At 68.3% G+C, this 23,448-nt stretch carries 19 protein-coding genes; 16 read left to right on the forward strand and 3 right to left on the reverse strand.

Translation table 11 applies throughout. The features are described 5' to 3' along the window. Window positions 1-118: 118 nt before the first annotated feature. Window positions 119-532 (forward strand): hemerythrin domain-containing protein, encoded by a 414-nt coding sequence (locus tag ABD767_RS02875; RefSeq protein WP_103044207.1) that lies wholly within the window; start codon window positions 119-121, stop codon window positions 530-532. On the opposite strand, the gene norR is transcribed toward ABD767_RS02875, so the two are convergent. Then, complete coding sequence (gene norR / locus ABD767_RS02880) at window positions 533-2,161, reverse strand: nitric oxide reductase transcriptional regulator NorR (protein ID WP_103044206.1); 1,629 nt, start codon at window positions 2,159-2,161, stop codon at window positions 533-535. Between the two features lie 225 nt (window positions 2,162-2,386). Here norR and ABD767_RS02885 point away from each other — a divergent pair, with 225 nt between their 5' ends. From ABD767_RS02885 to ABD767_RS02900, 4 genes are all read left to right on the forward strand, one after another. Further along, window positions 2,387-4,687: a nitric-oxide reductase large subunit gene (locus ABD767_RS02885; protein ID WP_103044205.1), complete on the forward strand. Its 2,301-nt coding sequence runs from the start codon at window positions 2,387-2,389 to the stop codon at window positions 4,685-4,687. Between the two features lie 195 nt (window positions 4,688-4,882). Further along, the gene (locus ABD767_RS02890; protein ID WP_103044204.1) at window positions 4,883-5,305 is read left to right on the forward strand and encodes a hypothetical protein; all 423 of its coding nucleotides are present in this window, start codon (window positions 4,883-4,885) and stop codon (window positions 5,303-5,305) included. Window position 5,306: 1 nt separating this feature from the next. Continuing rightward, entirely contained in the window at window positions 5,307-5,765 is a 459-nt protein-coding gene (locus ABD767_RS02895; protein ID WP_103044203.1) for a hypothetical protein, read from the forward strand. A gap of 62 nt (window positions 5,766-5,827) precedes the next feature. Then, entirely contained in the window at window positions 5,828-6,766 is a 939-nt protein-coding gene (locus tag ABD767_RS02900) for a CBASS cGAMP-activated phospholipase (protein WP_344868115.1), read from the forward strand. 12 nt (window positions 6,767-6,778) lie between these two features. Here ABD767_RS02900 and recQ read toward each other — a convergent pair whose 3' ends face one another. Next, entirely contained in the window at window positions 6,779-8,641 is a 1,863-nt protein-coding gene (gene recQ, locus ABD767_RS02905; RefSeq protein ID WP_344868117.1) for a DNA helicase RecQ, read from the reverse strand. Window positions 8,642-8,789: 148 nt separating this feature from the next. Between recQ and ABD767_RS02910 the strand changes: the two genes are divergently transcribed. Then, window positions 8,790-10,493, forward strand: coding sequence for an MFS transporter (locus tag ABD767_RS02910; RefSeq protein WP_103044200.1), 1,704 nt, complete (start codon window positions 8,790-8,792; stop codon window positions 10,491-10,493). On the opposite strand, the gene ABD767_RS02915 is transcribed toward ABD767_RS02910, so the two are convergent. After that, on the reverse strand, window positions 10,472-11,239 hold the full coding sequence (locus ABD767_RS02915) for a sugar phosphate nucleotidyltransferase (RefSeq protein WP_103044199.1): 768 nt from the start codon (window positions 11,237-11,239) through the stop codon (window positions 10,472-10,474). The two genes, ABD767_RS02910 and ABD767_RS02915, sit on opposite strands and share 22 nt — an antisense overlap. A gap of 106 nt (window positions 11,240-11,345) precedes the next feature. Here ABD767_RS02915 and ABD767_RS02920 point away from each other — a divergent pair, with 106 nt between their 5' ends. From ABD767_RS02920 to ABD767_RS02965, 10 genes are all read left to right on the forward strand, one after another. After that, the gene (locus ABD767_RS02920; RefSeq protein WP_103044198.1) at window positions 11,346-12,260 is read left to right on the forward strand and encodes a LysR substrate-binding domain-containing protein; all 915 of its coding nucleotides are present in this window, start codon (window positions 11,346-11,348) and stop codon (window positions 12,258-12,260) included. Window positions 12,261-12,399: 139 nt separating this feature from the next. Continuing rightward, window positions 12,400-13,407 carry a tripartite tricarboxylate transporter substrate-binding protein gene (locus ABD767_RS02925; protein WP_103044197.1) on the forward strand — a complete coding sequence of 336 codons (1,008 nt, stop codon included), beginning with the start codon at window positions 12,400-12,402 and terminating at the stop codon, window positions 13,405-13,407. Window positions 13,408-13,411: 4 nt separating this feature from the next. Beyond that, complete coding sequence (locus ABD767_RS02930; RefSeq protein ID WP_103044196.1) at window positions 13,412-13,810, forward strand: OB-fold domain-containing protein; 399 nt, start codon at window positions 13,412-13,414, stop codon at window positions 13,808-13,810. Then, entirely contained in the window at window positions 13,807-14,970 is a 1,164-nt protein-coding gene (locus ABD767_RS02935) for an acetyl-CoA acetyltransferase (RefSeq protein WP_103044195.1), read from the forward strand. Before ABD767_RS02930 ends, ABD767_RS02935 begins: the two co-directional genes overlap by 4 nt. Window positions 14,971-14,980: 10 nt before the next feature. Next, on the forward strand, window positions 14,981-16,138 hold the full coding sequence (locus ABD767_RS02940; RefSeq protein ID WP_103044194.1) for a CoA transferase: 1,158 nt from the start codon (window positions 14,981-14,983) through the stop codon (window positions 16,136-16,138). A 42-nt stretch (window positions 16,139-16,180) separates the two neighbouring features. After that, window positions 16,181-16,945, forward strand: a complete 765-nt coding sequence (locus tag ABD767_RS02945; RefSeq protein ID WP_103044193.1) for an enoyl-CoA hydratase — start codon at window positions 16,181-16,183, stop codon at window positions 16,943-16,945. A gap of 61 nt (window positions 16,946-17,006) precedes the next feature. Beyond that, window positions 17,007-18,386: an aminopeptidase P N-terminal domain-containing protein gene (locus ABD767_RS02950; RefSeq protein WP_103044192.1), complete on the forward strand. Its 1,380-nt coding sequence runs from the start codon at window positions 17,007-17,009 to the stop codon at window positions 18,384-18,386. Between the two features lie 76 nt (window positions 18,387-18,462). Further along, window positions 18,463-19,899 carry a pyruvate kinase gene (gene pyk / locus ABD767_RS02955; protein WP_103044229.1) on the forward strand — a complete coding sequence of 479 codons (1,437 nt, stop codon included), beginning with the start codon at window positions 18,463-18,465 and terminating at the stop codon, window positions 19,897-19,899. A 367-nt stretch (window positions 19,900-20,266) separates the two neighbouring features. Continuing rightward, entirely contained in the window at window positions 20,267-21,331 is a 1,065-nt protein-coding gene (gene fba / locus ABD767_RS02960; RefSeq protein ID WP_344868125.1) for a class II fructose-bisphosphate aldolase, read from the forward strand. Window positions 21,332-21,839: 508 nt separating this feature from the next. Further along, window positions 21,840-23,441 (forward strand): Re/Si-specific NAD(P)(+) transhydrogenase subunit alpha, encoded by a 1,602-nt coding sequence (locus tag ABD767_RS02965; RefSeq protein WP_103045591.1) that lies wholly within the window; start codon window positions 21,840-21,842, stop codon window positions 23,439-23,441. The last annotated feature ends 7 nt before the right edge of the window (window positions 23,442-23,448 follow it).

Raw genomic sequence — 23,448 nt, forward strand, 5'->3', positions numbered from 1 at the left:
CCGGCGACGGCGCTGTTGCCGTCAGGGGTATTGCCGCGAGTATGTAAAAAAATGTCAATGCCTGCAGAATGAGCGCTTTTCATTCTCACGGACGACCGGAAGACGTGGTTCCCAGCGTATGAACATTGACAAGTACAAGCACACCCATGTGGACATCCTCCAGCGTATCGACCGGTTGCGTGCGCTGACGCGCACCGGCGTAGAGGACAACGCCGCGGCGATTGCGCAGGGGGTGGTCGCGCTCAGCGCGGTCGTCAAGCTGCACCTGGCGGCCGAGGATCAGGCGCTGTACCCGTCGCTGCAGCGCAGCGGCAACGCCGCGCTGGCGCAACTGGGGCTGCGCTTCCAGCAGGAGATGGGGCCGATTGCCGCCGCCTTCGACGCCTTTGCCCATGCCTGGAACACGCCGGCGCGCGTGCGTGGCGACGAGGCGGGCTTTCGCGCGGCGGCCAACGACGTGCTGCGCCGCGTCTATGAGCGCATGCGCCAGGAAGACCGTGACTTCTATCCGGCCATCGAGTCCGGCGCTTGATCAACGCCCAGGCTTGAGCCCCAGGCGCCGCGCCAGCTTGTGCAGGTTGCTGGGGTCGACGTCCAGCCGCTGCGCCGCCTGGCTCCAATTGCCCTGGTGCAGGTCCAGCGCCGCGGTGATGGCCTGGCGCTGGCAGCTGTCGACTGCGTCGCGCAGCGTGCTTGCCAGCGGTGGTGGCGCGCTGGCCGCGGCCGCTTCGGCGCGTGCGGAGGCGGGTTCGAGGGCGGGCGTTGCCGGCGCGGTGTCGACCGGATCGAGGTCGAGCAGGGCGGCCTCCAGCGTGATGATGGCGTGCGGGTTGGCGCCGCGGCTGAGGCTTTTGAGCGTGGCGCGGCTGATCACGTGCTCCAGCTCGCGCACATTGCCCGGCCAGCGGTAGTCGCGCAGCGCCGCCTGGGCCTGTGGCGACAGGCGCAGGCCGCGCAGGCCCAGGCGCGCACGGTTCAACTCCAGAAAGCGCCAGGCCAGCAGCAGCACGTCGGCGCCGCGCTCGCGCAGCGGCGGAATCGGCACCGGGTAGACCGACAGGCGGTGGTAGAGGTCGGCGCGGAAGGCGCCGCTGGCCACCTGCTCGTGCAGGTTGCGGTTGGTCGCGGCGATCACGCGCACGTCCACACGGCGCGGGCGGTCGGCGCCCAGGCGCTGGATTTCGCCGTTCTGCAGCGTGCGCAGCAGCTTGGCCTGCACCGCCAGCGGCAGCTCGCCGACCTCGTCGAGGAACAGGGTGCCGCCCTCGGCCGCCTCGAAGCGGCCGGCGCGGTCGCTCACCGCACCCGAGAAGGCGCCGCGCACGTGGCCGAACAGCTCGGTCTCGGCCAGCGATTCGGGCAGCGCCGCGCAGTTGACGTGCACCAGCGCTCGCGCGTGGCGCGGCGAGCGCTGGTGCAGCAGGCGCGCGAACAGCTCCTTGCCCACGCCCGTCTCGCCCAGCAGCAGCACCGGCAGCTGCGACTGCGCGACCACGCCCAGCTCGTGCAGCAGGCGCTGCAGCGCCGGGCTCTCGCCGACGATCTCCAGCTCGTCCAGGCCCGGCTCGGCCGGCGATGCGGCCAGGTCGCCGCGGTGCAGGCCGCCGGCGCTTGTCGCCGCCAGACGCAGCGCGCGCAGATCCTGCTCCAGCCGGGCGATGCGGATCACCGCCTCGACCAGCGGCACGCAATGCGCCACCCGCTGGCGCGCGTCGCCCCCCAGCCGGCCCAGATCCAGCGACTCGAAGGTCAGCACGCCCCAGGGCTGGCCGTTCAGGTGCAGGCTCACGCCCATGCAGTCGTGTACCGGCAGCGGCTTGCCCGCCAGCGCGTCGAGCAGGCCGTCGAAGGGTTCGGGCAGGTGGCTGTCGTGCTCGAAGCTGGTGACCTCGTGGCGCGCCAGCACCGTGGCCAGGCGTGGGTTGTGCGCCAGCGAAAAGCGCCGCTGCAGCGCCTCGGGCACCAGCCCGCAGACAGCCACCGGGCGCAGCGTGTCCTCTTCCAGGCGCAGCAGCGCCACCGCGTCGCAGTCCAGCTGCGTGCGCAGCAGCTCGACCATGCGCTGCAGCCGCACAGCGTGGGGCAGCTCGCCGGCCAGGTCGACGAACATTTGCACCATCGCGGTGACTGCGGGGGGCAAATCAGTGAAATGAATGGTCATAACAACCCGAAAAGGTAATTTATACCCTGTTTATATTGGGTGATTATGACCTATACAGGGATAAACCCTTGATTCATGGGCGTGCTTAAAGTGGCATGGAATTTGCCTCTTTGGAGCCAACGCCGTCGATGACGGTTCGCATGCGGGGAGGGCGTTTCAGGCCCCGTCCGCATGCGAGGTGCGCTGCATGGCGGGTTCAGACGTTTCATCCGAAGGAGGCCCTGCATGGGGAAATATGCCAAGTATTGGTACACGCTGATCGGCGTGTTGATCGCGACGTTCAGCCTGTTGGGCTATTACGGCGTCGAGGTTTATCGCACCGCGCCGCCCATTCCGGCGCAGGTGCTGGTGCAGGGGCAGGACGAGCCGCTGTTCACCAAGGACAGCATTCTGGACGGCCAGACTGCCTGGCAGTCGATCGGCGGCATGCAGGTCGGCTCCATCCTGGGCCACGGCGCCTACCAGGCACCGGACTGGACGGCCGACTGGCTGCGCCGCGAACTGACCGCCTGGCTCGGCGTGGCAGCGCAACAGGAATTTGGCAAGCCCTTTGCCGACCTGGACGCCGACCAGCAGGCCGTGCTGCAGGCGCGCCTGAAGAAGGAATACCGCACCAACACCTACGACAAGGCCGCTGACCAGGTCGTGCTGACGCCGCTGCGCGCACGGGCGATCGCCGAGGTGGCGTCGTACTACGACAAGCTGTTCAGCGACGACCCGTCGCTGCAGCAGTCGCGCGAGCATTTCGCGATGAAGGAAGACACGCTGCCCAGCAGCGAGCGCCGTGCGCAGATGGCGGGCTTCTTCTTCTGGACCGCGTGGATGGCCTCTACCGAGCGTCCCGCCGACGTGGGCGGGGGCACCGGCGCCACCTACACCAACAACTGGCCGCACGAGCCTTTGATCGGCAACACGCCGACGGGCGAGAACATGGTCTGGTCGGTGATGAGCATCGTCATCATGATTGCGGGCGTGGGCTTCCTGGTCTGGGGCTGGGCGTTTCTGCGCAAGCACGACGAGGAGCACCCGACGCCTCCGGCGCACGACCCGCTTTCGCGCATCGCGCTCACGCCGTCGCAGCGCAGCCTGGGCAAATACCTGTTCATCGTCGTCGCCCTGCTGATGGTGCAGGTGCTGCTGGGCGGCGTGACTGCCCACTACACGGTGGAGGGCCAGCAGTTCTACGGCATCAACATCTCCAAGTGGTTCCCGTACTCGCTGGTGCGCACCTGGCACCTGCAGGCGGCGCTGTTCTGGATCGCCACGGGCTTTCTGGCTGCGGGCCTGTTCCTGGCGCCCATCATCAACGGCGGCAAAGATCCCAAGTTCCAGAAGCTGGGCGTGGACATCCTGTTCTGGGCGCTGATCGTCGTGGTCGGCGGTACCTTCGTCGGCACCTTCCTGGCGATTGCGCAAATCATGCCGCCCGAGCTCAACTTCATGTGGGGCCACCAGGGCTATGAGTTCATCGACATGGGCCGCGTGTGGCAGTTCGGCAAGTTCGCCGGCATCGCCTTCTGGCTGGTGCTGATGGCGCGCGCCATCTTCCCCGTGCTGCTCAAGCCCAGCGGCCAGGACAAGAACCTGCTGGCGCTGCTCACCTTCTCGGTCGTCGCCATCGGCCTGTTCTACGGCACGGGCATGTTCTACGGCGAGCGCACCCACATCTCGGTGATGGAGTACTGGCGCTGGTGGGTGGTGCACCTGTGGGTCGAGGGCTTCTTCGAAGTCTTTGCCACCACGGCGCTGGCCTTCATCTTCTCGACCATGGGCCTGGTGTCCTACCGCATGGCCACGGCCGCCAGCCTGGCGTCGGCCTCGCTGTTCATGCTGGCCGGCGTTCCCGGCACCTTCCACCACCTGTACTTCTCGGGCACCACCACACCGGTGATGGCAGTGGGCGCCTCGTTCAGCGCGCTGGAAGTGGTGCCGCTGGTGGTGCTGGGCCACGAGGCCTGGGAGCACTGGAGCCTGCAGCACAAGACCGAGTGGATGAAGAAGCTGCGCTGGCCGCTGATGTGCTTCGTCGCCGTCGCCTTCTGGAACATGCTGGGCGCGGGCGTCTTCGGCTTCATGATCAACACCCCCATCGCGCTGTTCTTCATCCAGGGCCTGAACACCACGCCGGTGCACGCCCACGCCGCGCTGTTCGGCGTCTACGGCTTCCTGGCGCTGGGCTTCACGCTGCTGGTGCTGCGCTACATCCGCCCGGAGCTGCAGTTCAACGAGCGCCTGATGAAGACCGGCTTCTGGTGGACCAACGCCGGCCTGGTGCTGATGATCGCCACCAGCCTGCTGCCCATCGGCCTGTTCCAGTTCCACGCCAGCGTCACCGAAGGCCTGTGGTACGCCCGCAGCGAAGCCTTCATGCAGCAGCCCTTCATGGTCACGCTGCGCTGGGTGCGCACCTTTGGCGACGTGGTCTTCATCATCGGCTGCCTGGCCATGGCCTGGCAGGTCGTCACCGGCGTGTTCGGTTCGCGCGCGCCGGCGCTCACCGGCGGCAAGGCCCTGGCCAACGGCTGATTGCCGCACCCGCACCACCGCCGTGCCGCCGGCACGGCGGTGCCAGACAAACCAAGGGCCGCTTTCGAGCGGCCCTTTGCTTTGGCTTAGCTCCTGCCAGGGCACCATCGCCCGAGACCTCTTGACATATGGTCAGCTTGACCTGAACATTGATTATCTGTCTGACCAGGTTGACCAGAATTGGAGCTATTCCCCATGTCCGCCACCTTCAAATCTCCAGAGAGCGCTCGCGCCGACGTGTTCACCGAAGCGGTGGAGAGCCTGGCGCGCAAGCTGGGCGTGGCCGCCAGCGACACGCCCATGCCCATCTCCAAGTTCAAGTCCGACTACAGCGGGCTGCTGCGCGACGCCCGCGCCGGTGCGCTGCAGCAAATCTCGCGTGGCGGCGAGCGTTATTTGGTGCTGAGCGAGGCGCAGGTCATCGCCATGGAGCGATCGAGCAGCCAGCGCCGCACCTTGGCAGACACGCTGGCATCGGTGCAGGCGCCATCGAGCGCACTCGACACTGGCGCTGCCCTGCTGCCCGGCGCGCAGTACGACGCGTTCACCCTGCCCACGGCCCAGGACGAGTCGCAGGCCGCGTTGCAGGCCCAGCTGCAAGTCCAGTCGCAGGCCTGACATGGCGCGCCCCAACCGCTATCTGCTGGGCCCGCAGCTGCTGCTGGGCCTGTGCGGCAAAGAGGCCCGCGCCGTGCAGTGGGCGGGCGGCGTGCAGGACGGCGAATGCGTACTCAGCCGCCTGGCCATTGCCATCGCCCGCTCGGTCATCAACAGCGGCGCCGCCTCCGAGGTGCAGCGCCAGGACTGGCACCAGGCGCTGGCTGCCACCGTCTCGCGCATGGAGGCTGGCGGCGCCACCCTGGTCGACCTCAATGAAACCGTGCTCGAGCGCTTTCACGAGTACCGCACCCATGCGCCGCTGGATTTCAAGACACCTCGGGGCAGCGTGCCGCTGGCCCAGGACGTGCGCCTGCTGATCACCACCGCCGCTGTCATGGATTTGGTCTATGCCGAGTACGCCGACCTCTACATGGAGCAGCTCAAGACCGGCACCAACGTCCGGGTGCAGGCACTGTGAGCGCAACGCGGGACGACCCCTTTGCGCTGCCCGCCGGTCTGCCGCGCGCGAGGCTCGGTCCCGTGCGGGTTCTGAGTCTGTCGGGCGGTGGCTACCGAGGCCTGTTCACTGCTGCCGTCATCAAGGCGCTGGAGGCCAGACTCAGCCCCGATCCGGCCCGCCCCGTCCCCTTTGGCCAGCATTTCGACCTGATCGCTGGCACCTCCATCGGCGGCATCTTGGCCACCGCCCTCAGCTGCGGTGCCACGGGTGCTGCGCTGCAGGTGCTGCTGCAGCGCAGCGGCAGCCATATCTTTCCGCCCATGCGCCTGCGCGGCCTGCGCAAGCTGCTCGGGCGCGCACCCTACGACCCGCGGCGCCTGCGCGCCGCCATCACCGAGCTGCTGCCCGATGCGGAGCGGCAACTGCTGGGCGAGCACGCGCCTGCATTGCTGCTCACCACCGTCAACTGGACGACGTCCAAACTGCAGCTGCTGGGCAGCGCGCCCACGCGCACCCTGCGCGACGCGCTGGGCCTGACGCTGATGGATGCCATGCTGGCCACGTCGGCGGCGCCGGCGCATTTCCCGGTGCACGCCTTCGAGCACCACCGCTTCGTCGATGGCGGCCTGGCGGCCAATGCGCCTGATTTGCATGCGCTGCAATGCGCCCAGCAGATGTACCCCGGCGCCGAGGTGCGCATGCTCAGTATTGGCACGGCCAACCCGCTGCACGGCCGCGACCCGTCGGCCGTACCCGGCCGCGGCGTTCTGTGGGCCGGCCCGGTGATCGAGCTGGTGACCAACGCCCAGGAAATGCTGGCCGTGCAGGAATGCGCCGCGCGCCTGGGCACGCACCGCTATCTGCGGTTGAACGTGCCGCCCAGTGATGTCCAGCAAAAACAGATGGACTTCGACGTGGCGAATCAGATCAGCACAGATTTGCTGCTGACGCTGGCGCACGACTGCCTGGCATCGCTGCAGCCGGCCGACTGGCACCGGCTCAAGGCCATGCTGGGGTAGACCTGCTGGTTTTCAGCTGCGGCACACGCGCAGCACCTCGTCGCCGTAGGCCTCGCGTTTCTTCTCGCCCATGCCGCTGATGTCGTGCAGCTCGGCGCTGGTCTGCGGGTTGCGCTGGGCGATGGCGGCCAGCGTCGCGTCGTGAAAGATCACGTAGGCGGGCAGGTTGTGCTCGCGCGCCACCTCGGCGCGCCAGGCCTTGAGGTTGATGAAGCGCGCCTGCGCATCGGGATCCAGATCCTGCGCCGCAGCCGACGCCACGCCGGTGCGCCGCGTCTTTTTTGCCGGCGTCGCGGCGCTGCTTTGGCGCAACAGCAATTGCTGCTCGCCGCGCAGCACCGGGCGCGAGCCGGCGGTGAGCGTCAGCGTGTCGAAGCTGTGGCCGGCCTCGGTGGCGACGCGCTGCACACCCAGCGCCGCCAGCGACAGCAGCTGGCGCGCCACGGCGCGCAGCTGTGCCTCGCTGTACTGCGCGCCCACGCCGAAGGTGGACAGGCGCTCGTGTCCGTGCTGCAGCACCTTGTCGGTGCCCTTGCCGCGCACGATGTCCATCAGGTGGCCCATGCCGAAGGTCAGGCCGCTGGCCGCGTGCACGCGGTAGATGGTCGACAGCAGCTTGCGCGCTGCGTCGGTGCCGTCCCAGACGGCGGGCGGCTGCAGACAGTTGTCGCAGTTGCCGCAGGGCTGGGACTGCTCGCCAAAGTAGGCCAGCAGGCGCTGGCGGCGGCAGTCGGTGGCCTCGGCCAGCGCCAGCAGCGCGTCCAGCTTGCCGCGCATCACGGCCTTGAAGTCCTCGCTCGCGTCGCTGCCCTCGATCATGCGCCGCTGGTTGACCACGTCCTGCAGGCCGTAGACCAGCCAGGCGTCGGCGGCCAGGCCGTCGCGCCCGGCGCGGCCGGTCTCCTGGTAGTAGCTTTCGATGTTCTTGGGCAGATCCAGGTGGGCGACGAAGCGCACGTCGGGCTTGTCTATGCCCATGCCGAAGGCAATCGTCGCCACCATCACCACGCCTTCCTCGCGCAGAAAGCGATCCTGGTGCGTCTGGCGCAGCTCGGCGGGCAGACCGGCGTGGTAGGGCAGCGCGTCGATGCCGGCGCTGCACAGCGCGTCGGCCGTCTGTTCGACGCGCTTGCGCGATTGGCAGTAGACGACGCCCGCGTCGCCCGGGTGCTCGCGCTCGATGAAGTGCAGCAGCTGCTGCAGCGGCTCCTTTTTCTTCTCTTCGAGCCGGTAGCGGATGTTGGGGCGGTCAAAGCTGCTGATGAAGCGCTCGGCCGCCTGCAGCTGCAGGCCTTGGGCGATGTCGCCGCGCGTGAGCTCGTCGGCCGTCGCCGTGAGTGCGATGCGCGGCACGCCCGCGTAGCGCTGGCCCAGCAGCGCCAGCTGGCGGTATTCGGGGCGGAAGTCGTGGCCCCACTGGCTCACGCAGTGCGCCTCGTCGATGGCGAACAGCGCCAGCTGCCCGCGCGCGTGCAGGTCGTCGAGCAGACCCAGGAAGCGCTCGGTCAGCACCCGTTCGGGCGCGGCATACAGCAGCGTGAACGCGCCGCGCGCCAGGCCTTGCTCCACGTCCAGCGCCTCCTGCCACGACAGCGCTGAATTGAGGCAGGCGGCGGCCACGCCGGCCTCGCGCAGCGCGCCGACCTGGTCGTGCATCAGCGCAATCAGCGGCGAGACCACCACCGTCACGCCCAGGCCGCGCTGCTGGCGGGCAATGGCCGGGATCTGGTAGCACAGGCTTTTGCCGCCGCCCGTGGGCATCAGCACCAGCGCGTCGCCGCCGCCGGCCACGCGCTCGATGATGGCCTGCTGCGCACCGCGAAAGGCGGCATAGCCGAAAACGTCGAGCAGGATGCTGTGGAACGGGGACGACACGAAAACCTGAAGCAAGAAGACCGAAGGATGCGCCCCGGGAGGGCGCAGACGCAAAACCCGGTATTGTGCGCCCGCGGCCCGGGCTGACGGCGCAAGCGCCGCAGTCGGCCCGGGCGCAAGCGGGCCATTGCGGCGAAAATGCCCCACCATGCCATCACCGAGCACGAGCGACCACGACCCGCAAGGCCAGACCCCCGCCCAGGCCCGGGCCAGCGCAGCCGCCGACGCGGCCCAGGCCGCGGCCGAGGTTCGCCTGGAGGGCAGCGGCGCGCAGGGCGGCGACCTGTCGACGCTTGGGCCGCTGAGCGAGCCGGTGTTTCGCATGCTGTGGCTGGCGTGGCTGGCGGCCAACATCTGCATGTGGATGAACGACGTGGCCGCCGCCTGGGTGATGACCAGTCTGACCACCTCGCCCGTGCTCGTCGCGCTGGTGCAGACCGCGTCCACGCTGCCGGTGTTCCTGCTGGGCCTGCCCAGCGGCGCGCTGGCCGACATCCTGGATCGGCGGCGCTATTTCATGGTCACGCAGTTCTGGGTGGCGGCCGTGGCCGTCGTGCTGTGCATCGCGATTGCGCTGGGGGGCCTCAGCGCCTGGGGGCTTTTGCTCCTGATCTTTGCCAACGGCATCGGCCTGGCGATGCGCTGGCCGGTGTTCTCGGCCATCGTCCCCGAACTGGTCAACCGCCACCAGCTGCCCGCGGCGCTGGCGCTCAACGGCGTGGCGATGAACGTCTCGCGCATCGTCGGCCCGCTGGCCGCCGGCGCCATCATCGCCAGCATCGGCAGCGCCTGGGTGTTCGTGCTCAACGCGGTGCTGTCGCTGGTGGCGGGTTTCATCATCATGCGCTGGCGGCGCGTGCCCACGCTCCACCCTCTGGGGCGCGAGCGCCTGGGCAGCGCGATGCGCGTGGGCATGCAGTTCGTGCGCGAGTCGCGCGCGATGCACGCGGTCATGGCGCGTATCGCGGTGTTCTTTCTGCACTGCACCGCGGTCACCGCGCTGCTGCCGCTGGTGGCGCGCGGCCTGCGCGGCGGCGACGCGGCCACGTTCACGCTGCTGCTGGCGTGCATGGGCGCGGGTGCCATCGTCTCGGCCATGTTCCTGCCGCGGCTGCGCCAGCGCATGTCCAAGGACGCGCTGGTGGCGCGCGGCACACTGGCGCAGGCGCTGGCCACGTCGGTCATCGCCATTGCGCCCAGCCTGGCGCTGGCGGTGCCGGCCATGCTGGTTGCCGGCGGCGCGCTCCTGATCACGGCCAACTCGCTGGTCATCTCGGCCCAGCTGGCGCTGCCCAACTGGGTGCGCGCGCGCGGCATGGCCATCACGCAAATGGCCATCATGGGTGCGACTGCGATCGGTGCCGCACTGTGGGGCCAGGTGGCCGGCATGACCAGCGTGAACCTGAGCCTGGCGCTGGCGGGCCTGTCGGCCGTCGTGATGATGACGCTGGTGCAGCGCGTGGTGCCCGACCCCCAGGGCGACGAAGACCTGAGCCCGGCGCAGACCGCCTTCAAGCGCCCGCAGACCGACACGCCGCCGGCCAAGGGTCTGCGCCTGGTGACCTGCATCGAATACCGCATCGACCCGGCGCGCACCCAGGCCTTTCGCGCGCTGATGCAGGAAAGCCGCAGCGCGCGCATGCGCCAGGGGGCACTGGACTGGGCGCTGCAGCATGATCTGGCCGATCCCAGCCGCTACGTCGAGCGCGTGGTCGACGAGTCCTGGACCGAGTACCTGCGCCGCTTCGATCGCGTCACCGCGTTCGACGTGGCGCTGCGCGACCGCAAGTTCGCGTTCCACACCGGCGACGAGCCACCGGTGATCACGCGCTACGCGGTCGAGGAGGAATAGGCCGCGCCGGCATTGAGCTGCGCCAGCCGCTCGGGCGTGCCCACGTCGACCCAGCGCCCGCGGTACAGCGCGCCGCTGACGCGCCCCGCGTCCATGGCCCGCCGCAGCAGCGGCGCCAGCGGCGCGGACATGCCCTCGGGGTTGCCGGGCGCAATGGCGCACCAGGGCGGCGCGAACAGCGCGCGCTTGAGCAGCGCAATCGTGCTGTAGGTGTAGCGCGGCGCGGCGCTGCCAGCGCCCAGGTTGAGTACGCGGCCGTCTTCGGCCAGGCCAAAGTCGCCCTGCGGATGGTGCGGCGGGTTGGGCACCAGCCACAGGTGGGCCAGCGCGTCGCTGGCGGCAAAGCGCGCCGCCTCGTGCGCATCGAAGGCAAAGTCGGGCGCCCACACGTCTCCCGCGGCCAGCCAGAAGCAGTCGCCGAGCAATGGCAGCGCGCGTGCAATGCCGCCGGCGGTCTCAAGCGCCCGGCCAAAATCCCGCCCTTCGTGCGAATAGGCAATCGGCAATTGCACGCCATCCGCAGCAGTGAACGCGGCGCCGAAGTGCGCATCGATCTGCTCGCCCAGCCACGCGGTGTTGATGACTGCGCGCGGCACGCCGGCGCCGGCCAGCGCCTGCAAATGCCAGTGCAGCAGCGGCCGCCCCTGCACGGCCAGCAGCGGCTTGGGGCAGTGGTCGGTCAGTGGGCGCATGCGCTCGCCGCGGCCGGCGGCCAGCAGCAGGGCGGGGGGCTGGATCAGGAGCATGGTGCAGGTGGGATGAGGCGCGCCCCGCTGCGATGGCGGTTGCGCGTGGGTTTTTCCGGGTTCGGTTCGTTGTGACCAGAATGGCGATTTTGCGTGAAGGAAAGCCATGCGCTACGAACTCTCGGACTTGCGCCTGTTTCTTGAGATTGCCCAGGCGCGCAGCCTGACGGCGGGCGCCGCGGCCGTGTTCATCACGCCGTCCGCGGCGAGCTACCGGCTCAAGAACCTGGAGCAGACGCTGGGTACGGCGCTGTTCGAGCGCACGCCCCGGGGCATGGATCTCACTCCCGCAGGCGATGCAGTGCTGCAGCATGTGCGTGAGTTGTTCGAGGGCATAACGCGCATGCAGGGTGACGTCAGCCGCTTCATCTCGGGCGTCAAGGGCCATGTGCGGCTCATCGCCAACAGCAGCGCGCTCAACGGCTTCGTCACGCCGACCCTGGGGCGCTTCCTGGTCGCCCATCCGGGTATCGACGCCGAGATCGAGGAGCGCCAGAGCGAAGCCATACCGGCCGCGGTGCTGGCGCGCGAGGCCGATGTCGGCATCTTCGCCGGTCCGTCGGGCGTGCAGGGTCTGATCACCCATCCGTATGCCGTGGATCGCCTGGTCATCGTCACGCCGCGCGAGCACGTGCTGGCCGCGCAGCCCAGCCTGCGCCTGGGCGCGGCGCTGGATTTCGATTTCGTCTGCATGGCACGCAGCAGCAGCAACTACCTGTTCCTGCGCGACAGCGCGCAACGCCTTGGCAAGGCCGTGCGCGCGCGCCTGCATGCCCACGGCTTCGACGCCGTGCTGTCGCTGGTTGCCGCGGGCGTGGGCATTGCGCTCGTGCCCAGCAGCGTGCTGGGCGGCCGGCTGCAGCCGGAGCAGGTCGCGGTGCTGCAACTCGACGAACCCTGGGCCCTGCGCGAGCTGAGCCTGGTCATAAGGCAGGACGCCCGGTTCCCGGACTTCATCACCGAGTTCGTGAACTTCCTGCTCGAAGACCCGCAGGTGGCGATGACGCGCTCCAGCGGTTGAACGGCCGTTCGAAATTCTCCAAAGCGGCGTTCGAATCTTTGCGATGGAACGAATGGCGTGCGATTCCTACACTGAATCAACGTCATTTCAGGCGTTCGAGGGTGTCTGTCATGCACCCCGAGACACAAGGAGACATCGCATGGACTTCACATTGCTGCGCCGGGCTCGCTCGCTGGCTTGCGCCGCCACGATCGGCGGCTTGGCCTTGTCGGCTTCGCTCATGCCGGCATACGCGCAAGGCGACGCCTATCCGGCCAAGCCGGTCACGGTCGTCGTGGCTTTCCCACCGGGCGGCATGACGGATATCGTCACGCGCACCTTGGCCAAGGAGCTTCAGGAAAAGCTCAAGCAGCCCTTCGTCGTGGAGAACCGTCCGGGCGGTGCCGGCCAGGTGGGCACCGAATACGTGGCCCGCCAGGCGCATGACGGCTACACCCTGCTGGTGGGGGCGACCGGCTATGTGATTGCGCCGGCGATGAAGAAGGTGGGCTACGACCCGCTCAAAAGCCTGGAGCCCGTGGCCGTGCTCGCCCGGGCGCCCAACCTGATCGTGGTCAACCCCAGCGTGCCGGCCAGGAACACCCAGGATTTTTTGGCCTGGGCCAGGGCGCAGTCCAACATTCCCTTCGGCACGGCGGGTGCCGCGGGCTCCACCCATCTGGGCGGAGAGTGGCTGCGCAAGGTCACGGGCTATGAATTCACCCATGTGCCGTACAAGGGCGCCGCGCCAGCAACCAACGATGCCGTGGCAGGGCAGATACCCATGGCGGTGCAGGACTCGATGAGCGTCTCGGCCTTCATCGCATCGGGTCGGCTGCGCCCCATCGCCAACATGGCCGCCGAGCGCAGCAAGCTCTTCCCAGAGCTGCCCACGCTGCGCGAGGCGGGGCCGCAGTTCAAGGACTTCGACGTCTACACCTGGCTGGGCCTCTACGCCCCTGCCGGTACCCCGGCACCAGTGCAGACCCTGCTCAACAGCGAGGTCAACAAGATCATGAATTCGCCCGAAATGACCGAGCGCCTGCGCCAGCAATACAGCGAGCCGCTGGGCGTGATGGATCTGGCGCAGACGCGCGGCTTCGTCGCGGGCGAGGTGGCGAAGTGGCAGCGCGTCGTGGCTGAAACGGGCGTGCAGACGGAGGAGTAAAGCCATGCCTGATATCGGTGCGCCGCAAGCGGCGACGGCCCATGCCTGCGACCAGCGCTATTTCGGTGCGCTGGCCGAGGGGCGCTTCGAGATACCGTGCTGCCTGTCTTGCGCCAGGTTCCATTTCTATCCGCGCCTGTGCTGCCCCTATTGCGGTTCGCAGGAACTGCAATGGGTCGCGCCCTCGGGCCATGGCACGGTGTATTCGGTGACCATCGTGCGCCGTGCCGAGGGCGACTACACCGTGGTGTTGGTGGACCTGGACGAGGGCCCGCGCCTGATGAGCCGCGTCGTGGACATGCCGGTGGAGCAGGTGCGCATAGGCCTGGCCGTGCGCGCCCGCATCGACGCCGCGGACGAAGGGCCGCTGCTGGTGTTCACCGCCAGCGAGGAGCAGGCATGACTACGAACACCTCACGCGGCTCCGTCGCCATCCTGGGCACGGGCCTGGCCGGCATGGGCCATGCCGGCGGCGCCACCGAGCAGGAAATCATCGCCCGGGCCTCCTGCCTGGCGATCGAGCGCAGCGGCCTCGCCAAGTCCGACATCGACGGCATCATCACTTCCAGCCTGACCTCGCCCTGGTGGGTGATGCGCATGGCGGAATACCTGGGAATCAGGCCGCGCTTTTCCGACAGCACCATGTTCGGCGGCTCGGCCTTCATCGCCGACCTGAAGATCGCGCAGATGGCCATAGACGCGGGCGAATGCGAGAACGTGCTGATCTGCTACGGCGCCACGCCTCGCAGCGCGCCCAGCAGCTCGCGCATCAACCAGATGCGTGCCGAGCTTGACCCGCAGCCCTACGAACATCCGTACAAGGCCTTCAACCCGGTGTCGAGCTACGCACTGGCCGCGGCGCGCCACATGTACGAGTACGGGACGACGCGCCAGCAGCTGGCCGAGGTGGCGGTGGCAGCGCGCAAGTGGGCGCAGCTCAACCCTGACGCGTTCTCCAGAAAACCGCTCGGCGTGGACGACGTGCTCAACGCCAGGATGATCTCGGATCCGTTCACCACGCTCGACTGCTGCCTGGTCACGGACGGCGCGGGCGCCATCGTGGTCAGCTCGGCCAAGCGCGCCCAGGGGTTGCATGACAGGCCCATCTATGTGCTGGGCAGCGGCTTTGCGCACTGGCACCGCCAGATCTCGTGCATGGAAGACCTGACGGTGACCCCGGCTGTGGAATCCGGGCGCAAGGCCTTCGCGCAGGCGGGACTGGCTCCGGCCGACATCGACGTGGTGGAGCTGTACGACGCCTTCACCATCAATCCCATCCTGTTCCTGGAAGACCTGGGTTTCTGCAAAAAAGGCGAGGGCGGCGCCTTCATCGAGGGCGGGCGCATCGCGCCGGGCGGCGCCTTCCCGATGAACACCAACGGCGGCGGCCTGTCCTGCGTGCATCCGGGCATGTACAGCATCTTCCTGATCATCGAGGCCGTGACGCAGCTGCGCGGCGAAGGCATGGCCCGGCAGGTGGCCGGTGCGCAGACCGCGCTGGTGCATGGCAACGGCGGCGTGCTGTCCAGCGAGGCCACGGCGATTCTGTCGTCCGAGTTGTAGGAGAGACGTGATGCTTGCGAACGCACTGCAAGGCGTGCGGGTGGTGGACTTGTCGCGCATCCTGGCCGGTCCCTGGTGCACCCAGAACCTGGCCGACCTGGGCGCCCATGTGCTCAAGGTGGAGCGGCCCGGCCAGGGCGACGACACGCGCGGCTGGGGGCCGCCCTTCGTCACCACAGCATCGGGCGAGAAGGTGGCGGCCTATTTCCTGTCCTGCAACCGTGGCAAGCGCTCGGTGACGGCGGACTTCGCCGACGCCGCCGACCGCGACTGGCTGCTGCGCCAGATTCGCGACGCCGACGTGCTGGTGGAGAACTACAAGGTCGGCACGCTGGCCAAATACGGCCTGGACCATGCGTCGCTGGTGGCGCTCAACCCGGGCCTGATCTACCTGTCGGTCACCGGCTTCGGCCAGAGCGGCCCCTATGCCAGCAGGCCAGGTTACGACTACATCTTCCAGGGCATGGGCGGCCTGATGAGCTACACCGGCGTGGAGGATGGCGAGCCCGGCGCCGGCCCGCTGCGCGCCGGCGTGGCCGTGGTGGATCTGATGACCGGCATGTACGCCACCAGTGCCGTGCTGGCTGCCCTGGTGCAGCGCGGCCGCACGGGCCGCGGCCAGCACCTGGACATCGCCCTGCTGGACGTGGCCGTGGCCATGAATGCGAATCAGGCGAGCAACTACCTGGTGTCCGGCGAAAGCCCGGCGCGCAGCGGCAATACGCACCCCAACCTGGCGCCGTACGAGGTGTTTGCCTGCGCCGACGGCTACATGATCCTGGCCATAGGCAATGACCAGCAGTTCGCGGCGTTCTGCCAACTGATGGGCACCGACTGGCACGACCGGCCCGAGTTTGCGACCAATGCCGGCCGCCTCACGCACATCAGGCAGCTGCGCCCGCTGCTGCGCGAGAAGCTGGCGCAATGGCAGGTGGCAGAGCTGGGCCAGGCGCTGGACGCCCATGGCATCTCCTGGGGAAACATCAACGACCTGGAGCAGGTGTTCGAACACCCCCAGGTGCGGCACCGCCAGATGCTGCAGAGCGTGGAGCACCCGCAGCTGGGCAGGATCAGGCTGGTGCGCAACCCCATGCTGCCCGTGGGCCAGGACGCGCTTATCGCCCCGCCGCCGGTACTCGGGCCTGCGGCGCAGTCTGGGTGCGCGTGACCAAAGACATAGTTTTCGAAAAATACGACTGGAGGCCGAACCATGTACTCTGAAATTTCCTACCCCACGCCCACCACCGCCGTCCTGACGATCACCGACGCCGGGCCGCTCAACGTGTTGAGCACGCCGGTGATCAAGGCGCTGACGGCACAGCTCGGCCAACTGGCCGAAAACGCCGGGTTGCATTGCCTGGTGCTGCGCGGCTCGGGTTCGCGTGCCTTCATCGCCGGCGCCGACATCAAGGAGCTGGCCACGCTGACGGCGGACACCGGGCGTGTCTTCATCAGCGCGCTGCGCGACCTGTGCAATGCCGTGCGGCATTTCCCCGTGCCGGTCATCATGCGGCTCGAAGGGCATACGCTGGGCGGCGGCCTGGAGCTGGCCATGGCCGGCGACCTGCGCATTGCGGCCGATGACGCCGTGGTCGGCATGCCCGAGGTCAAGGTGGGCATCCCCTCCGTCATCCACGCAGCGATGATGCCGGCGCAGATCGGCTCGGCGCGCGCTGCCTGGCTGCTGCTCACGGGCGAGAACATCCCCGCCACCCAGGCACAGCAATGGGGCCTGATCAACGAATGCGTGCCCAGGGACAGGCTGGACGCGCGCATCCTGGAGATCGCTGCCGGCCTGGCCGAGATCGGCCCCGTGGTGCTGCGCCAGCAAAAGCGTCTGCTGCGGCGCTGGGAGCGCATGAACGTGGACGCAGCCATCGACGACAGCATTGGCGAGTTTGGCGAGGCCTTCAGGACGGGCGAGCCGCAGCACCACATGAACGCGTTTCTGGAGCGCAAGAACAAGCGCTCTTGAGCGTGCGCCCGCCCACAACGGGCTGTCGGGCGCATGCAGTGGCGCCGCAGTACGATAGAGCATGACCTCGATCCACGCACAACGCCGCGCCCGCCTGGCCGCCCAATTGGGCGAGGGCGGCATTGCCATCGTTCCGACCGCGCCGCAGTACCCGCGCAACCGCGACAACGACTATCTGTACCGACACGACAGCTATTTCTACTACCTCACCGGCTTTACCGAGCCCAATGCCTGCCTGGTGCTGACCGCCGAGGGGCACGCCACGCTGCTGTGCCAGCCCAAGGACTTGGAGCGCGAGATCTGGGATGGCTACCGCCTGGGGCCGGAGGCGGCCGTCGCCGCGCTGCAGGTCGACGAGGCCTATCCCATTGGGCAACTGTCCGAACGCCTGGCGCGCTTGTTGGAGAACCGTCGCTGTGTCTGGTGGCCGTTCGCCACGCATGAGGGGCTGGCCCAGCGCGTCGAAAACTGGCTGGCGCCGGTGCGTGCGCGCGTGCGCGCCGGCGTGCTGTGCCCCGACCAGCAGCGCGACCTGTGCGTGCTGCTCGACGAGATGCGCTTGTTCAAGGACACCAGCGAGCTGGCCACGATGCGCCGTGCCGCGCAGATCAGCGCCGGCGGCCATGTGCGCGCGATGCAGACGAGTGCCCGCATGCTGCGCGCCGGCGGCGATGTGCGCGAGTACCACCTGGACGCCGAGCTGCTGCACGCGTTCCGCTCGGGCGGCGCGCAATACCCGGCGTATGAGTCCATCGTCGCCGCCGGCGCCAACGCCTGCGTGCTGCACTACCGCGCCGGCGACACGCCGGTGCGAGCGGGCGAGCTGGTGCTGATCGACGCCGGCTGCGAGCTCGACGGCTACGCCGCCGACATCACGCGCACCTTTCCGGCCGATGGGCGCTTCACCGGGCCGCAGCGCGCGTTGTACGAACTGGTGCTGGCCAGCCAGCAGGCGGCGGTCGACGCAACGCGCGCCGGCGCGCGCTTCAACGACCCGCACGACGCAACCGTCGCCGTGCTGGCGCAGGGGCTGCTGGATCTGGGCCTGCTGGACGCCAACAAGGTGGGCAGCGCGCAGGACGTGATCGCGCAGCGCGCCTATTTTGCGTTCTACATGCACCGCACCAGCCACTGGCTGGGCATGGACGTGCACGACTGCGGCAGCTATGTCGAGCCCACGGAGCAGGGCCGCACCAGCGAGCGGCGCGATCCGCTGTCGGGCGAGACCGTGACCGACCGCCCCAGCCGCATCCTGCGCCCGGGCATGGTGCTGACCATCGAGCCCGGCCTGTACGTGCGCCCGGCCGAGGGCGTGCCCGAGCGCTTCTGGAACATCGGCATCCGCATCGAGGACGACGCCGTCGTCACCGACGGTGGCTGCGAGCTGATCACGCGCGATGTCCCGGTCGACCCCGACGCGATCGAGGCGTTGATGCGCTGATGTACTGACGCGTGGCCTGGCCGTGGCCGAACATGTGCACAATGGCTTTTTCATTGATGGACGCCTTGCCATGCCGCTGCAGATTCGCCGAGCCACCAAGATCGTTGCCACGCTGGGGCCCGCGTCCAGCGACCCTGCGCTGCTCGAACGCATGATCGCCACCGGGGTGAATGTCGTGCGCCTGAACTTCAGCCACGGCAGCGCCGCCGACCACGTGCAGCGTGCCCAACTGGTGCGCGAGGCAGCGCAGCGCGTGGGGCGCGAGGTGGCCATCATGGCCGACCTGCAGGGTCCCAAGATCCGTGTCGGCCGCTTTGCTCAGGGGCGCGTCATGCTGCGCGCGGGCCAGGGCTTCGTGCTCGACGCCTCGCGCGAGGCCGAGGGGGACGAGGATGGCGTCGGCCTCGATTACAAGGAGCTGCCCCACGACGTGAAGGCGGGCGACATGCTGCTGCTCAACGACGGCCTGATCGTGCTGCAGGTGCAGGCGGTGCGCGGCGAGGCGGTGCACACCACGGTGCGCGTGGGCGGCGAGCTGTCCAACAACAAGGGCATCAACAAGCAGGGCGGGGGGTTGACGGCGCCGGCGCTTACCGCCAAGGACATGGAGGACATCAAGACCGCCATGGGCTTTCAGGCCGACTACGTGGCGGTGAGCTTCCCCAAGAACGCCACCGACATGGAGATGGCGCGCCAGCTGTGCAACGTGGCCGGTGCGCAGTGGCGCCACAAGCCGGGGCTGATCGCCAAGATGGAGCGCGCCGAAGCGGTGCCGCACCTGGAGGAAATTTTGCGTGCCTGCGACGGCATCATGGTCGCGCGCGGCGATCTGGCCGTCGAGGTGGGCAACGCGGCGGTGCCGGCGCTGCAGAAAAAGATGATCCGCAAGGCGCGCGAGATGGACAAGGTGGTCATCACCGCCACGCAGATGATGGAGAGCATGATCACCAACCCGGTGCCCACGCGCGCCGAGGTCAGCGACGTGGCCAACGCGGTGCTCGACGGCACCGACGCGGTGATGCTCAGCGCCGAGACTGCCGCCGGCAAATACCCGCTGGAGACGGTCGAGGAGATGGCCAAGATCTGCGCCGCCGCCGAGGCCGCCGAAGACCCCGAGCGCGACACCGACCTGAGCGGCCAGACGCTGGGCAGCATCGACCAGTCGATCGCCATGGGCGCACTGTTCACCGCCCATCATCTGGGCGCCAAGGCCATCGTCGCGATGACCGACAGCGGCTCGACCGCGCTGTGGATGAGCCGCTACCGCATCCACATTCCCATCTACGCGCTCACGCCGCGCGTGAGCACGCAGCGCCGGATGGCGCTGTACCGCAACGTGCGGCCCCTGCTGATGGACACCAGCGCCGACCGCGACACCGCGCTGGCGCAGGCCGAGCGCCACCTGCTGGAGCTGGGCATCGTGCATTCGGGCGACCTGTACGCCATCACCTGCGGCGAGCCCATGGGCCAGCCCGGCGGCACCAACATGCTCAAGATCTGCCGCGTGGCCTAGGAGCCTGTCGGACTTGGAAATCGTCGGCTGCAAATCGACCGCAGCGGCTCATTTTTTACCGTCTTTTTGCCCAATAGCTCGGCTATTGGGCTGCAAATCCGGCAAAAACTGTGCTCGCTGGGGCCGATTCTTGCTTTCGACGCTCCAAGTCCGACAGCCTCCTGGCGCTGGGCCGGCCGGCGCGCCCGCGAAATGGCGAGGCGGGCAACCCTCACGGTGCTGGTTTCGGCCCGATATGCCCCCGACCCGGCGCCGTGATGGCGTGGGCGACGTCGTGGCGGCTGGGTAGAATCAGCGGGTTACCAAGCGGTTACAGCGTCTGCGGCGCGACCGTTCTTCTGCAACCCTTCTGACAGGACTCTGGATCATGCCTCTCGTCTCGATGCGCGAATTGCTCGACCACGCCGCCGACAACGGCTATGGCATCCCCGCCTTCAACGTCAACAACCTGGAGCAGGTGCAGGCCGTGATGGCCGCCGCCGACGAGGTGGGCGCCCCCGTCATCCTGCAGGCGAGCGCCGGCGCGCGCAAATACGCGGGTGAGAGCTTCATCAAATACCTGATCACCGCCGCCTGCGAGGCCTACCCGCACATTCCGCTGGTCATGCACCAGGACCACGGCACCAGCCCCAAGGTGTGCGAGGGCGCGATCGCGCTGGGCTTTGGCTCGGTGATGATGGACGGCTCGCTTCGCGAGGACGGGAAGACTCCGTCCGATTTCGACTACAACGTGGACGTCACGCGCCAGGTGGTGGCGATGGCGCACAAGGTCGGCGTCACCGTCGAGGGCGAGCTAGGCTGCCTGGGCAGCCTGGAGACGGGCGAGGCAGGCGAGGAAGACGGCATCGGTGCCGTCGGCAAGCTCAGCCACGCGCAGATGCTGACCGACCCCGAGGAGGCGGCGCAGTTCGTGCAGGCGACGCAGCTCGACGCGCTGGCGATTGCCATCGGCACCAGCCATGGCGCCTACAAGTTCACCCGCCCGCCCACCGGCGACGTGCTGTCGATCCAGCGCGTCAAGGAAATCCACGCCCGCCTGCCCAACACCCACCTGGTGATGCACGGCAGCTCCAGCGTGCCGCAGGACCTGCTGGCCATCATCAACCAGTACGGTGGCAAGATGAAGCAGACCTACGGCGTGCCGGTCAAGGAGATCCAGGAAGCGATCAAGCACGGCGTGCGCAAGATCAACATCGACACCGACATTCGCATGGCCATGACCGGCGCGGTGCGCAAGTTCCACGCCGAGAACCCCGACAAGTTCGACATGCGCGAATGGATGAAGCCCGCGCGCGAAGCTGCCAAGGCGATCTGCAAGGCGCGCTACCTGGAGTTCGGCTGCGAGGGCCAGGGCGCCAAGATCAAGGGCCACACGCTCGACGAGATGGCGCGCCAGTACGCGGCCGGTGCGCTCAAGCAGGTCGTGAACTGAGAGGCCGAGACGAAATTCCCCATGCCCGCTTTGCACACCAAAACGCCCCCACTCATCGTTGCGAATACTCGCCATAGCCCGCGCTATGGCTGCGTTTTGCCCTTGCAGGGCGCAGGCCAGCCAGAGGCTGACCTTCTTCGTGCTGGAGCCGCAGCACTCAGCCTCGGTTGGGTGCGTTTTGGCGCGCCTCTCGGGCACGGCCAATTTATTCTCGGCCTCTGACGTCCAGTTGGCATGCGCATCGACGGCAGCCTGCGGGCTGCCGTTTTTTTGAGCTGTGCCCCACGTTGGATGCGCCGGCCGGGCGGCGCGCTTCGCCGCTGTGACGCAGCGTTGTTTTTTTTGTTTTGGCGGCTGTCAACCCTCGTTCAGGCGAAAGGGCAAAGCGGCTTCTTCATGTAAGCTCTTGGTCAGATTGCCGAAACAGGGGCAGGAGCATGGGTTCAGTCCTTGGGCACCCGGGCCGGGCAGGCCGGGGGAAAGAATTCAAAACTCAAAGGAGCGATCCATGCAGACCAACCCCGTGCCAGTGGGGCAGCGCATCGGCGTGCCCCGGGAGATATTCCCGGGAGAAAAGCGCGTCGCCACCGTGCCCGACGTAGTGGAAAAACTCATCAAGCTCGGCTTTTCCGTGGCCGTCGAGGCGGGCGCCGGTGACGGCGCCAACTTCAGCGACGACGCCTACCGCGCCGCAGGCGCCGAGGTGCTTCCCGACGCGGCCGCGCTGTGGACCGCCAGCGACATCGTGCTCAAGGTGCGCCCGCCCAGCAGTGACGAGGTCGCGCTGATGCGCGAGGGTGGCACGCTGATCGGCTTCGTCTGGCCGGCGCAAAACCCCGAGCTGATGGCGCAGCTGACCGCCAAGCGCGCTACCGTGCTGGCCATCGACTGCCTGCCGCGCACGCTGAGCCGCGCGCAGAAGATGGACGCCCTCACCTCCACCGCCGGCGTGTCGGGCTACCGCGCGGTGATCGAGGCGGCCAACGCGTTCGGGCGCTACTTCAATGGCCAGATCACCGCCGCGGGCAAGGTGCCGCCAGCCAAGGTGTTCATCGCCGGCGCGGGCGTCGCGGGGCTGGCCGCCATCGGCACGGCGGCCAACCTGGGCGCCATCGTGCGCGCCAACGACACGCGCGCCGAGGTGGCCGACCAGGTCAAGTCGCTGGGCGGCGAGTTCGTCAAGGTCGACTACGAGGAGGACGGCTCGGGCGGCGGCGGCTACGCCAAGGTCATGAGTGAGGGCTTCCAGGCCGCGCAGCGTCAGATGTACGCAAGCCAGGCCAAGGATGCGGACATCATCATCACGACGGCGCTGATCCCGGGCAAGCCCGCACCCAAGCTCATCACCGCCGAGATGGTGCAGAGCATGAAGCCGGGCAGCGTCATCGTCGACATGGCCGCCGAGCAGGGTGGCAACTGCGAGCTCACGGTGCCGGGCGAGGCCGTGGTGCGCCACGGCGTGACCATCATCGGCTACACCGACCTGCCGTCGCGCCTGGCCAAGCAGTCGTCCACGCTGTACGCCAACAACCTGCTGCGCCTGACGGAAGAGCTGTGCAAGGCCAAGGACGGCATAGCCGTGGTCAACATGGAGGACGACGCGATCCGCGGGCTGACCGTCACCCGGGACGGCGTCATCACCTGGCCAGCGCCGCCGCTCAAGGCGCCGCCCGCACCCGCGCCCAAGGCGGCCGCCGCGCCGGTGGCCGAGAAGAAGTCCGCCCACGGGCCAGGCGAGCCGATGTCGGCCAAGGCGCTGACCATCGTCTTTGCGGTGCTCGCAGTGCTGTTCTGGGCCATTGGCGTCTACGCGCCCGAGGCCTTCCTGGGGCACTTCACGGTGTTCGTGCTGGCCTGCTTCATCGGCTACATGGTGGTGTGGAACGTCACGCCGTCGCTGCACACGCCGCTGATGAGCGTCACCAACGCCATCTCCAGCATCATCGCCATCGGCGCGCTGGTGCAGATCGCGCCGCCCGATACGGGTGCCAGCGGGCGCCCCGACGGGCTGATTCTGTGGCTGGCCTTTGCCGCCCTGGTGCTCACCGGCATCAACATGTTCGGCGGCTTTGCCGTCACGCGCCGCATGCTGGCGATGTTCCGCAAATAAGCACGAG

The sequence above is a fragment of the Comamonas faecalis genome, assembly GCF_039538025.1.
GTDB classification, from domain to species: Bacteria; Pseudomonadota; Gammaproteobacteria; order Burkholderiales; family Burkholderiaceae_C; genus Comamonas_C; species Comamonas_C faecalis.